Origin of the sequence: Rhodococcus sp. KRD197 (assembly GCF_017168235.1) — a bacterium.
In the GTDB taxonomy this organism is placed as follows: Bacteria; Actinomycetota; Actinomycetes; order Mycobacteriales; family Mycobacteriaceae; genus Rhodococcoides.
In genome coordinates this window covers 115,813-129,982 of record NZ_JABFAO010000001.1, presented here as the reverse complement: position 1 = coordinate 129,982, position 14,170 = coordinate 115,813, and the positions used below count along the sequence as shown (strand labels likewise).

At 66.9% G+C, this 14,170-nt stretch carries 6 protein-coding genes; 2 read left to right on the top strand and 4 right to left on the bottom strand.

Features of this window, described 5'->3' with window-relative positions:
• Positions 1 to 75: 75 nt before the first annotated feature.
• Complete coding sequence (gene bcp / locus J1M86_RS00595) at positions 76 to 549, top strand: thioredoxin-dependent thiol peroxidase (protein WP_206508306.1); 474 nt, start codon at positions 76 to 78, stop codon at positions 547 to 549.
• On the opposite strand, the gene J1M86_RS00590 is transcribed toward bcp, so the two are convergent.
• Both J1M86_RS00590 and J1M86_RS00585 read right to left on the bottom strand, forming a co-directional pair.
• Positions 538 to 1,908: a dipeptidase gene (locus J1M86_RS00590; RefSeq protein WP_206508304.1), complete on the bottom strand. Its 1,371-nt coding sequence runs from the start codon at positions 1,906 to 1,908 to the stop codon at positions 538 to 540. The genes bcp and J1M86_RS00590 overlap by 12 nt on opposite strands.
• A 69-nt stretch (positions 1,909 to 1,977) precedes the next feature.
• A complete protein-coding gene (locus J1M86_RS00585; RefSeq protein ID WP_307786490.1) occupies positions 1,978 to 3,324 on the bottom strand; it encodes a hypothetical protein in 1,347 nt (448 codons plus the stop codon).
• A gap of 262 nt (positions 3,325 to 3,586) precedes the next feature.
• Here J1M86_RS00585 and J1M86_RS00580 point away from each other — a divergent pair, with 262 nt between their 5' ends.
• On the top strand, positions 3,587 to 4,294 hold the full coding sequence (locus J1M86_RS00580) for a TetR/AcrR family transcriptional regulator (protein WP_075839864.1): 708 nt from the start codon (positions 3,587 to 3,589) through the stop codon (positions 4,292 to 4,294).
• Positions 4,295 to 4,471: 177 nt separating this feature from the next.
• Here the strand turns inward: J1M86_RS00580 and J1M86_RS00575 are convergent, their stop codons facing one another.
• Together J1M86_RS00575 and J1M86_RS00570 are read right to left on the bottom strand one after the other, a co-directional pair.
• On the bottom strand, positions 4,472 to 4,864 hold the full coding sequence (locus J1M86_RS00575) for a holo-ACP synthase (RefSeq protein WP_075839836.1): 393 nt from the start codon (positions 4,862 to 4,864) through the stop codon (positions 4,472 to 4,474).
• Positions 4,864 to 14,148 carry a type I polyketide synthase gene (locus J1M86_RS00570; protein ID WP_206508302.1) on the bottom strand — a complete coding sequence of 3,095 codons (9,285 nt, stop codon included), beginning with the start codon at positions 14,146 to 14,148 and terminating at the stop codon, positions 4,864 to 4,866. The genes J1M86_RS00575 and J1M86_RS00570 overlap by 1 nt, the downstream gene beginning before the upstream one ends.
• Positions 14,149 to 14,170: the final 22 nt, after the last annotated feature.

The following is a 14,170-nucleotide window of genomic DNA, read 5'->3' as shown; positions in this document are numbered from 1 at the left end:
TCCTCCAACTTGTCGCTGTATTGCGTGTGTCAACGTCGAGCGTAGAGCACGCATCGTATTGGTTAGTCTCGTCAGGTGACCGACAACAAGAAGCTCGAAGCCGGAGACACCGCTCCCGCGTTCACTTTGCCCGACGCCGACGGCAACGAGGTCTCCCTCGCCGACTACGCGGGTAAGAAAGTGATCGTGTACTTCTACCCCGCGGCCAGCACTCCGGGCTGTACCAAGCAGGCCTGCGACTTCCGTGACAGCCTCGCCGAGCTGAACGGCGAGGGCATCGAGGTCATCGGAATCTCCCCCGACAAGCCCGCGAAGCTGGCCAAGTTCCGCGACGCCGAGGAGCTGAACTTCCCGCTGCTCTCCGACCCGGAGAAGGCGACGCTGGAAGCCTGGGGCACGTTCGGTGAGAAGAAGATGTACGGCAAGACTGTGCAGGGCGTCATCCGGTCCACCTTCCTCGTCGACGAGGCAGGCAAGATCGAGGTCGCCCAGTACAACGTCCGAGCCACCGGCCACGTCGCGAAACTGCGCCGCGACCTATCGGTCTGACGCTCCCAGCGTCTGCAGGAACAGAGCTTCGGCGACGGCGAGGTTTTCGATTTCGCTCGGGTCGACGCTTTCGTTCGGTGCGTGGATTCGGCACTGCGGCTCCTCGACGCCCATGAGGACGATTTCCGCGTGCGGAAACGTCTGGGCGAGAACGTTGCACAGCGGGATCGATCCGCCTTGCCCGGCCGAGCCGACAGGCGCACCGAACGCCTCCTCCAAGGCGTCGCCCAGCGCTGCGTAGCCCGGCCCGTCGGTGCGGGCACGAAACGGTGATCCGATCGCCTCGCGCTCGACGCTCACTCGGGCGTTCCACGGCACATGTGCGTGTAGATGCGCCACCAGGGCGTCCTGGGCAACCTGGGCGTCGATTCCCGGCGGTACGCGGAGATTGAGCCGGGCGGAGGCCGTCGGCGAGATCGCTGCCGCGGAACCGACCACAGGCGGACAGTCGATTCCGAGGATTGTCAGCGCGGGCCGAGCCCACACGGCATCGGCTACCGATGCCGACCCGGCCAGGTCCACCCCGTCGAGAACGCCCGCATCGGCTCGGAACCGTTCCGGTGCATAGTCGACCCCATCCCACGCCTGATCGGCCGGGAGGTCGTCGACGACGGTGTTGCCGTGCTCGTCCCTGAGTGTCGCCAGCAGCGCGATCAACGCGGCCAACGCGTCGGGCGCGGGTCCTCCGTACATACCGGAGTGCACTTCTCCGGCGAGCGTGTCGACCCGCACCACCACGTTCGCAATGCCCCGAAGCGTCGTGGTGACCGTCGGTTGCCCGACGGCAGCGTTGCCGGTGTCGGCGATGATGATGACATCGGCTGCGAACAACTCGGGACGCTTCTCGACGAGGTCCTCCAGGCCGCCGGTGCCCATCTCCTCCGACCCCTCGCTGACGACGGTGACGCCGACGCCCCAATCGGACCCGAGGGCCCGTAGCGCCAGCAGATGCATGACGACGTTGCCCTTGCAGTCCGCCGAACCGCGGCCGTACCACCGCCCGTCGCGCTCGGTGAGCTCGAACGGCTCACTTGCCCACAACGCGCTGTCACCGGGAGGCTGCACGTCGTAGTGCGAATACAGCAGGACCGTGGGCGCGCCGCCGACTGCCTTGCGCTGGCCCACGACAGCGTAGGAGCCGTCGATCGTCTCGATCAGTTCCGCCGACTCGATGCCGGCGTCGAGGAACGCATCTCGCACCCACTCTGCAGCTGCGACGCATTCCTCGCGGGGGTACTGCCGTTCGTCGGCAACCGAGCGAAAAGCGATGAGCTCGCTCAACTCTCGACGAGCGCGCGGCATATCCGCCGCAACCGATGACCGAACAGCCGACTCCCGTTTCGCTGACACAGAGTTCATCCTGACACAGCGATCGGCCCGCCACAGGGCTGTCCCAGGCCGAACTCAACGTGTCAGCGAGGTGGGATCTCAGTTCGCGCCGAGTTCCTGCTCCAACCAGTCGGCAGTGTGCTGCCAGTGCCGATCCCAGGCTTCCTGTTCGAGTTGCTCCTGCGATTTGCCCTGTTCGGGGATGACCACGGGCACGGTGAACTGCGGCGGCTCGACCGTCCTCTGTGGAACGACTGCCGCGGCCGGCGGAATTGCCTGCACCGGTATCGGCGTGAGTATCTCGGACCTGGGGTTCGTTGTCGTCGGGGCGATTGTTGGCCAGCCAGCTACGCCTTGCGCGGCGGACGGTTCCGGTGCGGGGGCTCCGGCCGGGACAGGTTCGGGCCCGGGCGGCAGGGGCAACGGGACGCCGGCGACCGGCTCGGGGATTGCAGCGGAGGTCTCGGTGGCCCCGAGATCTTGGCTTGCTTCGACATCGTGCGTCGCCCCGACCAGTGCGGCGTCGGCCGACTCTGCGCCCGCCGGAGCGTCACCGGGCAGGGTGGACGCCAAGGCCACCCCGCCGGACAGAATGCCGACGAGAAGAGCCGCCGTCAGGACGATCTTCTTCCGAGGCACCCGCGGAGACGACTGTGCAGCGGCCAAGGGCACGGTCGAGAGCGGTGGAACCACACTCTTCACCGTTGAGCTCGCCGCCGCCGGCGCAGGCAGCGCAACTGTATAGACCTCGGCGGCATGGACCTCGGTGGCAACGGATGCGGCGACGGGAGCGTCGTGGGCGACGGCAAGCGCGGCCACTCGCGCGGCTCCCTCAGCTGCGAGGCGGTCGGGCACCTCGACTCGGATCACTCGGGCACTCAAGCCCAGAGACAGAATATCGGGCAGATTCCGGTCCGCGGATCCGTCACCGAAGAGCGCGACTGCGTCGGGCTTCATTCCTGCCTCGTCCAGGATTTCCCAGGCCAACGGGACCGTGCCGCCCAGATGTTCCGGACTCTTCGACTCCAGCGACGCGTTCCTGGGTGCGGACAGGGTCTTGTTCGCGGTATCCGCCAAGGACATGGCCACTCCGGCAGACCCCACGTGGTAGAGCAGGACGCACTCTGCCGACTGGAACTCCGGCGCCTCGGCCAGCCATCCCAGGAAGGCGGTTTGCGCGGGGACCATCTCGATCTGCCCGACGCCGTGCTTGTCCAACTCGGACGAGAAGAACGCGCGCTCGTGCTCGGTGCGGTATGCAAAGGCCGTCGCCTCGACCTGGACTTGCAGGTCGGCTGCGGCGGCCCGCATGGACCTCATCATCGCCGACAGCGAATCCGATCCGTTGCTGGACGAGTCTTCGCTGGCGAGCACAGTGCCCGCCTCGGAATCGAAGAGGACAGCATGCATCGCGTTGGATTCGATCGACAAACCAATGATCGCCACGTCAAAACTCCTGTGCCTGAGGGTGAGGCTCCCGACATGAGCGCCCACCGAAGCGAACGCACACCCTGCACGAAACGTAACTTCTGCAGTGAACCATACCCGATGACTGTTTTCTTGACGAGAAAACAACCTATCGCCTGTCACAAAGCAATTACAAGGGCACTGTTACGAATGACAGTTCGCCGACCGCCGACACGACGAGGATGTTGCCTGTTACCGCGCGTAGTGGAGTTGATGTGCGCCGGGCCGCTAGCCTGTGCAGGTGGAGTCCTCTGCTAGCGCCCAGTCCGCGAGACGTCTCGACGCCGCGCTCGAATCGACGGCGGAGACCCAAGAGCTGATGCCACGCCGGCGTCCCACCCAGGAACGCAGCCAGCGCAAGTTCGACGCGCTCCTCGCCGCCTCGCGTGAGCTCCTCAGCGATGTCGGCTTCGAATCGTTCACCTGCGAAGAGGTCGCTTCCCGCGCCGAGCTGCCCATCGGGACGCTCTACCAATTCTTCGCCAACAAATACGTCATCGTCTGCGAGCTCAATCGACAGGACCTCGTCGGCGTCCAGCAGGAGCTCGCGGAGTTCAACGGCGAGGTGCCCTCACTCGACTGGCTACGCTTCCTCAACAAGTTCGTCGACCACATGGCGGGGCTTTGGATGTCCGATCCGTCGCGCCGCGAAGTGTGGCTGGCGATGCAGTCGACACCGTCCACCCGCGCCACCGGAGTCATCCACGAACGCGAGTTCGCCGACCAGGTCGCCAAGATGCTCGGGCCATTGACACCGCGCACCCCTCGTGCGAAGCGAAACCTGATGGCGCAGGTGCTGGTGCATATCGTCTACTCGATGCTCAACTTCTCCGTCCAGGACGGCCAGAGTCACGAGGATGCAGTGGCCGAGCTCAAGCAGATCATGACCGCCTACCTCCTCGTCGCCGAGAAGCAATCGCGGCGTTCGGGCGCATCGAGCGTCGACTGACAGTCGGTTCGCCGGTCCCCAAGTGACCGAATGTCACCCTCGCTCCGACCCAAGTGACCGAATGCCGCCCTCGCACACTCAGAGTGACCGGATGTGACATTCGCTCGCAAAAACCCCGCCCACCAACACCAACGCCGGCCCACCCGAAGGTGGACCGGCGTTCGGGGTACTACTGACTCACTCCTCCAGGATCGCGACGGCGGCGGCGATGTCGCCGTCGTGCGTGAGGGAGAGGTGAATCTTCACCGTCGGCAGGAACTCGAGGGCCATCCCGTGCAGCTTGATGGACGGCCTCCCCCACGCGTCGTTGACGACCTCGATCAGCGGGTACGGGTTGTCCCCGATCTGCGGGGGCCGGGCGAACCGCGAGGTCGCCCATGCTTTCAACACCGCTTCCTTGGCGGCCCACCGTGCTGCGTAGTGGCGGGCCGGTTCGGCACTCTTCGTCGCCGCGTGCCGACGCTCACCCGCGGTGAAGCTGTCGCGGATCATCGTCGTGCCTGCTTTGTCCATCTGCTCGGCGAAGTCGGACACGGTGACCAGGTCGAAACCCACTCCAAGAATCGCCATTACTTGCACCCCGGCAGACCGGAGCTGTAGACGTTGTCCTCGCCGAGGCGCGCTGCCTCGGTGAGCAGGACGTCGGCTTCGAGCTCGCGCGACGCCTTGGCCGGCGTCCCGTCGTGTCCGAGCCTCCGGTCGTCGGGACGCTCGTACAGGGCGTCACCTCCCACCATCGCCGAGATGAGCCTGCGTTGACCGGCGATGCGGCGCTCGTTCGCCCGGGCCACGTAGTCGCTCCGACGATCGGCAGGTACCGCCTCGAGGAATGCCTGTGGGTGCACCACGGCGATGAGGCCGGATACGTGCCCGAAGCCGAGGCTGGTGAGCAGTCCCGCCTTCAGCGGCACCGCGTCACCGAACCGCAGGGGTTCGCGAGCCCAGACGAGGTGTTCGAACTCGGTCATCTTGTCGTCCACGCAGTCGAGGCTGCGGTTCGGCGGGATGACGCCGTTCGTGAGCACCTGGCAGAGGCCGATCAGCTGGAATGCTGCAGCACCGCCCTTCGAGTGCCCGGTCAGGCTCTTCTGCGATACGACGAACAGCGGCGCTCCGTCGGTGCGGCCGATGGCCTTCGCGAGGCGGGTGTGCAGTTCTGCCTCGTTCGGGTCGTTGGCTGCGGTCGAGGTGTCGTGCTTGGAGATCACGGCCACGTCGTCGGCGCTGACGCCGAGTGCGTTGAGAGACAACGCGAATGACGAGTCCTTGCCGCCGCGCCCGGCACTGAGGGCGCCGAGGCCCGGAGCCGGGATGGAGGTGTGCACACCATCGCCGAACGACTGCGCGTACGCCACCACACCGAGGACGGGCAGGCCCATCTCGAGTGCGAGGTCGCCGCGAGCCAACAGGATGGTGCCACCGCCCTGTGACTCGACGAAGCCGCCGCGTCGGCGATCGTTTGCCCGAGAGAACCGGCGATCGCTGATGCCCTTGGCTGTCATCGCTGCCGAGTCCGCGGTGGCGGACATATCGCCGAAGCCGATGATGCCCTCTGTGCTCAGGTCGTCGAAACCGCCGGCGACGACGAGCTGCGCCTTGCCCAGCTTGATCTTGTCGACGCCTTCTTCGACGGAGACGGCGGCGGTGGCGCAGGCGGCGACGGGGTGAACCATCGCGCCGTAGCTACCGATGTACGACTGAACCACGTGCGCGGCAACGACGTTCGGCAGAGCTTCCTGCAGGATGTCGTTCGCACGAGCGTCGCCGAGCAGGGTGTCGATGTAGAGCGAGCGCATCGACTCCATGCCGCCCATACCGGTGCCCTGAGTGTTGGCGACCAGCGTCGGGTGCACCCAGCGCATCAGTTCCGAGGGGTTGAAGCCCGAGGAGATGAATGCGTCGACCGTGGTGACGATGTTCCACAGGGCAACCCGATCGACCGAGCTGGCCATATCGGGCGAGATGCCCCACTTGGTCGGATCGAAACCGGTGGGAATCTGTCCACCCACGGTGCGGCTGAGCTTCATCTTGCGCGGCACGCGAATCTCGGTGCCCGCCTTACGGGTGACCTGCCAGTCACTCGACTCCGGGACCGGAGTGATCAGCGTGTGCTCGGGGTCCGCCGCGGCGAACGAGCGTGCGTCGATCTCGCTGCCGACCACGAAGGTGAGGTCGTTGTCGAGGAACACCGACGTCATCAGCGGCGCGGTGTTGCCCACCATCGCGCCGTCGTCGGCGTAGGTACGGATACCGCACTTCTCGACGACGATGTCGTGGTACTTGTCGGCGATCTCCTCCTCCGGCACGAGGTCACCGGATTCGATGTCGTACCAGCCCGGCTTGGGATCGTTCTCCCAGGCGATGAGCCCGGTGTTCCATGCCAGTTCGAGAACGCCTGCCGCCGAGAGTTGCTCGTCGACCTCCATCTCGAAGCGGGTGCGCGCGCTGCCGTAGGGTCCGAGCTCCCCGGCGCCGACGATGACGACCAGGTCTTTCGGATCGACATCGAGCGACGGCCAGGCCGGAGCTGTGGTCGCGGTGAGCCGGGGCGGCGCGGGCAGCGCGGCGATGACCGACTCGTCGACGGCTTCCTCGGTCTTGTCCGCAGCGGCAGCTGCGGCTTCGCGAGCGAGTTCGACGAGGTTGAGCTTGGTGCTGGCCAAGCCGCCGGTGAGATCGGCGAGCAGCGGAGCCTCAGCGGCCTGCCGACGAGCGGAGGGCTCGCACAGCTTCAGCAGTTCGGTTGCCATTTCGTCGGTGGACCAGGTGCGTACGCCCTCGGCCTCGACTGCCTCGACGATGGGATCGTTGCCGCCCATCAGCCCGGTGCCACGCACCCAACCGATGTGAGCGTGGGCGATCGAGACGCGTTCGGCCCAGCTCTTCTCCGAGCCCCACTTCGCCGCAATGGCGTCGAGGGCTGCCTTGGACTCACCGTAGGCACCGTCGCCGCCGAACATTCCGCGGTTCGGCGAACCGGGAAGTACCACGTGCAGGTGGGTGTCGATGTCGTTGTCGTACCCGATCTTCGACAGTCCGCCGATGAGACGTTCCACCGACCACAGCAGCACACGCATTTCCATCTCGGCGCGGCCACCGGCGTCGGACAGTTCACCGACCACGCGAGGAGCGGCGAACGGGAACAACATCGTCGGGGTGATACCGGCCTTGACGAGAGTCTTGGCGCCGCCGGCCGTATCGACCTGATCGGTGCCGATCCACTCGATGAGCGCGTCCACATCGGAGTACGACGCGATGTTGGCGGGCACGATCCACAGTGACGCTCCGGCGCGAGCATTCTCGCGGTAGAGGCTGCGGTAGAACGCCAATCGCTCGTCGTTCAGACGCGAGGTGGTGACGAAGACCGTCGCTCCCCCGCCGAGCAGCTTGGCTGCCACCGAAGCCGCGATCGAGCCCTTGCTGCCGCCGGTGACGACAGCAACCTCATCGGACCACTGACCCTGCTCCTCGGTGTGAGCTGCGATCTCGGCGATGCGGCCGTAGGTCTCGGCCAGCACGGCCTTGTGCTCGTAGTCGGCCTTGGCCTTCCACCACTGTGCCTGCGCTGCGACGGCTTTTCCTGCGCCGGCGAAGCTTTCGACGGTCAGCTCGCCCGAGGTGCCGAGCCACAACCGGGCCAGGTCCTCACGGGCGGTTGCCCAACGGTCGTCGATCAGCACGGCCCTGCGGGCGTCGAATGCCGGCGCAACCATTCGTGGCCAGTCCGAACCCAGCTCTGCAGCAACGAGATCGACCAGTTCGGCATCGGGGTTCTCGGCTGTGAGCGCGTTCGGCGCGTCAGCGAGACCCAGCTGTTCGAGCACCAGGCGTGCAGCCGAGGCGAGCACTCCGTCGCGTCCGGTGATGTGTTCGGTGAACTCACCGAGCGCAGCTGCGTCGACGGTTCCCCCGCCGCCGCCACCGGTCTGGGGCAGCGACACTGCGACACCGCGGCGTGCGGCGACTGCGGCCACGGCCGAGTCGATGACCGCGTCCACGGCAGCACCGTCACCGAGCGCACCGTCGGCGAGGCCACCGAGGGCTCCGCCGCGCACGGACACTCCCTCACGGGTGCCGAGCGCAACCTCGGCGGTGACGTGGCTGGCCCAGCCGTCGCCGAGCTCCCAGGTCTTCTTGACGCGATCCGCGATCGACGCCGGGCGTCGTCCGGACGGTCCGAAGACCTTGCGGAGGTGATCGTTGATCGAGTCGGTCAGCACGGGGCCGAACGGCTTGTACGTACGAGCGAGCTTGTTGACGGTGCCGGAGAGCGCGCCCATGTCCGCATCCGCCGCACCGTCGATGGCACCGAGCGAGAGCTCGGAGCCGAGGTCGACGAGCAGCTGGTTGCGACGCGAGGAGACGCCGTCGCACAGCGCCTCGATGGTGTCGGCGGGCCCGATCTGGTCGAGCTGCAGCTTGGTCCACAGTCCGATCAGGATCTTCGTCGCGTCCGACGCGCTGAACGCGATGTCGTCGGGACGCGGGCCGCCGGACGGTGCCGCGGCCGGTGCGGAAGCTGCGGCCGGAGCTGCAGCAGCCGCGGGAGCAGACTCGGCGACAGGTGCTGACTCCTCCTCCTCGTCCACCGGAGCTGGATCGGTGTCGGTGCCGTAGACGATCGCGGCCTCACGTTCGACGTTGAGTACCTCGACCGGTGAACCGAAGCGGCCCGGCAACTTCAGCGTCTGCGATGCCAGGTTGGCGACCGTCGGCGTTGCGCTGAGGCCGATTTCGACGAAGCGCTCGACTCCGAGTCCACCTTCGGACTCGTCTGCGAAGAGCAGGTCCTGGGTCTCGATCCAGCGCACCGGGCTGGCGAACTGCCATGCCAGGAGCTCGGTCAGGACGACTCGGCACAGATCGTGCGGTCGTGCAGCCCAGGAATCGAAGTCTGCAAGCACGGTGTCGAGTGGTTCCGACGGAACCAGGTCCGCGATCTCCTGGATGAAATCACGTTCGAGGGAGAACGGCCTCGGCACCAGGTTCGGGACGTAGCGGCCGAGCAGGATCTCGGGGTCGAGCTCGGCGGGCAGCAGTGCTTCGAGACGCTTGCGGAAGTCGTCGACTCCCCCGCGCAGCACCGTCGAGTGGAACGGCACGTCGATACCCGGAACCATGATGTAGGCGGCTTTGCCACCGAACTCGGCGCGACGCACTGCGATCTTCTTCTCGAGCTCGCCGAGCCCGTCGACCGTTCCCGCGATGGCGTATTGCGAGCCGCGCAGGTTCAAGTTGACGATCTCGAGGAACTCCCCGGACTCCTCGGCGACACCGGCAATGAACGCGTGCACGTCCTCGTCGGCGAGACCGATCTGCGACGGACGAATGGCGGCCATCCTGTAGTCGCTTCGACCAGCGGAATCGCGTGGCACCAGAGCGTGCATGGCTGATCCGCGTTGGAAGACGACCTCGAGTACCGCTTCGAGCGGCAGCACACCGGCGACCGCAGCGAGTGCGTTGTATTCACCGACGGAGTGACCCGCGAGAATCGAGTTCTCGACGAACACTCCGGCCTCACGCATTTCGGCAACCTGCGCGACGCCGAGCACCGCCATGGCGACCTGGGTGAACTGCGTCAGGTGCAGCACACCGTCGGGATGCTTGTGGACGGTGCCCCGAGCTTTGAGGGAGGTCGGGTTGTCGCGCACCACAGCGAGAATCGAGAATCCGAGTGCCTCGCGGGTGTGCTTGTCGGCGCGCTCCCAGACCTCGCGGGCAGCCTTGGACCGCGAGCGGGCGTCGAGACCCATGCCCTGACGCTGGATGCCCTGGCCGGGGAATGCGTACACCGTCTTCGGGGCCGCGGTGCGCGCGGTGGCGACCATGACCAGCTCGCCCTCCACCCGGCACGAGACCTCGACGAGCTCGGCGCCCTGGTCGAACCCGGTGCGGTCGACGCGCACGTCGATCTCGGCACCGGGGCGAACCATGCCGAGGAACCGTGCGGTCCAGGCAGTGAGGCGACGCGGCGGAGTCTTGGTGTCCGCGTAGTCGATCGCGGTGACCACTTGCTGGGCCGCGGCGGAGAGCCACATCCCGTGCACGATCGGGCTGCCGAGACCGGCGAGCAGTGCCGCGGCCTCGGAGGTGTGGATCGGGTTGTGATCACCCGAGACCTGAGCAAACGCGGCCATGTTGCGTGGAGCCAGAATCGTGGCCTGACGACGGCGACGGCGCGGAGTGTCCGTGGCGTCGGCGGAGACCGATCCACCGGCGCGTGCCGGATCGACCAGTTCGCCCTTGCCGGTGCGTCCGCGGATAGCGAAACGTTCGACGAGAGTGGCGATGGCCGGGGCGTCGAGCCCCTCCCCGAGCATGGCGCCGATCTCGACGGTGACTTCCACGACGCGACCCAGGTCGGTATCGAGCACCTCTCCGGTCTCGGCCTTGACGACCAGGATGGAGGTGTCGGTCGGCAACTGGCCGACCAGATCGACGCTGTGGTCGAGGTGAACGAGATCGAGCATGCCCTCGATGACGTCCTGGCCGTCCTGAGTCTGCGTCGCACCGAGGACGGCGAACACAGCAGGCCAGCAGGCACCGACGAGTACGTCGGGCACGGCCTTGCCGCTGACGGTCAGCGATTCGGGCAGACCCGAGCCGGTGACGCCGGCGTGGTCGGCGATCAGATCAGGAATCCAGGCGAGGTTGATACGGGCGACGCCGTTCTTGACCTTCGGAAGATCCTGTCCGGCTGCAACTCCGAGCAGTGCGGACATCGATGCACTTGCGTCCTCGGCGGTGACGACGGGTGCGCCGCCGTCGATGGTCGAGGCCGGGACGGTCAGGCGAATGCGAACCTCTTTGCCGGGGGCCAGCGGAACTGCCAGCTCGACGACATCGGAATCGTGCACGGTCAGCGTCGCACCGGTCTGCGGATGCGCAGCCACCATCTCGGACTGGACGATCCATTCGGCTGGATCACCGAGGCGTGCAACGGGGTTCTTCGTCATACGCGAAGCCCAGTTGACATCCGGCGCGGCCAGCACGATGCCGAGCAGTCCGGGAGCGATCTCCGCGTGTCGACGGCTGGCGACGCTGACGGCCTCGACACCGCCTGCGACGAGTTCGTCGGCGGCGGCCTTCTCGAAGCGGTTGAGCAGATCTCCGACCGGCTCGTCGACCTCGGTGATGCCTGCCACGGCGACGGTGCCGGGGATGACGCAGACCTGGTCGGCGGAGTAACGCGGATCGTGTGCCTGCCACAGGGAGTCACTGCGCCACCAGCGACGGACATCGCCGTCGACGACGGGAACGAAGTTGACGGGCTTGCCCGGCAGCTTGCACAGCGAGGTGAAGAACGTGATGTCGGCCGGGTGCAGCACGACATCTGCGGCGTCTGGGAACTGAGCGAACAGCGAACAAAGGGCTGCGCGGGGCCGCTCGAGCGTCTCTACGTCGGCGAACAGTGTCGGGATCGGTCCACGGTCGACCGGGTGCAGACGTGCCTCGGCGCGCTGAAGCATGTCGAGGAAGCGCTTGCGCCAGGTGATGTCGAGCCACACCGATTCGCGAGCGGAGGACACGTCCTCGGTGAACTCACCGCCGCAGTCGAATTCGCTGTGTCCATCGGTGCCGATGGCCAGGTCGAGGTAACGCGTGAGCCACTGCTGGTAGGTCATCTCGGCGACATCGCCGAAGTACGGCTTCGCGGTTCCGTCGAGCGCGGCGATGATCTCATCGCGCCGCTTCGCTACGGCGTCGGAATCTCCGGCGACCTCGTCGAGCAGGCGGCCGCAGCGTGATGCGGCATTGTCGATCTCGTGGATGTCTGCGCCGAGCTGGCTTCGGCCCGAGGCCATTCCGCCGACCGCGGTGCCTGCGCCGACCCAGTCGGGCGTACCCGGGGTGTCGACGAGGAGCTGCTTGACCTCGGGCGCGGTGGTGGCTTCGAGGGTGGCCATCGCGGCAGTTCCGACGAGAATGCCGTCGAGCGGCATCCTCGGGTAGCCGGCGCCGAGCGACCAACGTCCGGAGAGGTATTCGGCGGCGCGCTCGGGGGTTCCGATTCCGCCGCCTACACAGATGACGAGGTTGGGGCGTGCCCGCAGCTCGGCGTAGGTGGAGATCAGCAGGTCGTCGAGGTCCTCCCACGAGTGGTGTCCACCAGCGCGCCCACCTTCGATGTGGACGATCACCGGGTACGACGGCACCTCGTTGGCAATACGGATGACCGAACGGATCTGCGCCACCGTTCCGGGCTTGAAGCAGACGTGGGAGATGCCGGCCTCGTTGAGCTCCTCGATGAGCGCCACGGCTTCTTCGAGCTCGGGGATGCCGGCGGTGACGATGACGCCGTCGAATGCGGCTCCGGCGGCGCGCGCTCGCTGGACGAGTCGGCGTCCACCGAGTTGCAGCTTCCACAGGTACGGGTCGAGGAAGAGCGAGTTGAACTGGACGGCGCGGCCCGGTTCGAGCAGCTGCGAGAGCTCCGCGACGCGGTCGTTGAAGATGTCCTCGGTGACCTGTCCGCCGCCTGCGAGCTCGGCCCAGTGTCCGGCGTTCGCTGCTGCTGCAACGATTTTCGCGTCGACGGTGGTGGGGGTCATGCCCGCGAGCAGGATGGGCGAACGGCCGGTGAGCTTGGTGAACGATGTCTCGACCACGACGCGGCCGTCCGGCAGTGTGACCGGCTTGGGTGCGAACTCGGACCAGGACGGCTGCACCTCGGGCGCTGCGCCCGGGGTGAGCAGGTTGCGATGTCCGCCTCGGGTGGAGGCGGCGACGATGCCGACGCCCTGGCCGCGCAGGGCCGGCGTCGTCATGCGGGTGAGGAGGTCACCGGGGCCGAGATCGAGGATCCACGAGGCACCGGCGTCGACCACCGAGTCGATCTCGCCGACCCAGTCGACCGGATCGACCAGGATGCGCTGCGCGAGGTCGCGTGCGACGTCGGTGTCGAGACCGCAGCGAGCCGCCCAGGCCGAGACGAGTTCGACGGCGTCGTTCAATGCCGGGTGGTGGAAGCCGACCTCGACGGGGAGAAGTTCGAAGACGGGCGAGAACACAGCTCCGCCGCGTTTCTTGGCGTCGCGTTCACGCTCTTCCGACGCAGCGATCTGCTCGCACTTTTCCTGCACGCGAGCGAGCTGGGCGGGTGGGCCTGCCAGGACGACGCGGCGACGACCGTTGCGGATGGCGAGGATCGCCGAGCGCTCGGGGGCGCCGGGGATGGCGAGCTCGTCGACGACGGCTTGCAGGCGGGTGGGGTCGACACCGGAAACCGAGACCATGGGTGCGCGGTCCGCGGCACCGATGATCCCGCGTCGACGGGCAACGAGGCCTGCGGCAGCACCGATGAGCTGTGCGACGGCCAGCAGCGAAGCGTCCTCGCCGCCGTTGCTCTTGACGGATTCTGCTGCGATGAGCCCCTGCGAGTGTCCGATGACGCTGACGGGCGGAGTCTCGGCGGGGTCGAGTCCCTGCAGCTTGAGCGCGCGCAGGGCGGCGACCTGAGTCAGGAAGACACCCGGCAGGGAGACCGCTGCGGAGGTCAATGCCGTTTCCGACGGGCCGAATGTGGCTGCGTCGTCGGCATCCTCGGCGAGATCCTGCTCGAGCATCCAGCCGATCGGATCGAAGCCGACGGAACGAACGACGAGAAGTTCGTCGGCGACGGGGGCCAGGATGGTGGCGGATTCGTTGACGAGGTCGGTCAGTTCCGGCTCGAGCGCGGAATCGCGGGCGAGCTCTTCGAGGGAGCTGAGCCACGGTGCACCCTGGCCTCCGAAGGCGAGTGCGTACGGTTCACCGGCTGCGAAGCGGTCTGCGAGCGTACGAGAACCGCCACCGCTCCTGGGGGACCTGCCCGCGCCCTGTCCGTGTGATGGTGTGCTCTCGTTGATCGTCAAGGTGCAGCATTCCTCTCGTGAA

Excerpts from the sequence above, each read along its gene's own strand:
- J1M86_RS00590 (WP_206508304.1), bottom strand. The coding sequence starts at position 1,908 with ATGAACTCTGTGTCAGCGAAACGGGAGTCGGCTGTTCGGTCATCGGTT.
- J1M86_RS00575 (WP_075839836.1), bottom strand. The coding sequence starts at position 4,864 with ATGGCGATTCTTGGAGTGGGTTTCGACCTGGTCACCGTGTCCGACTTC.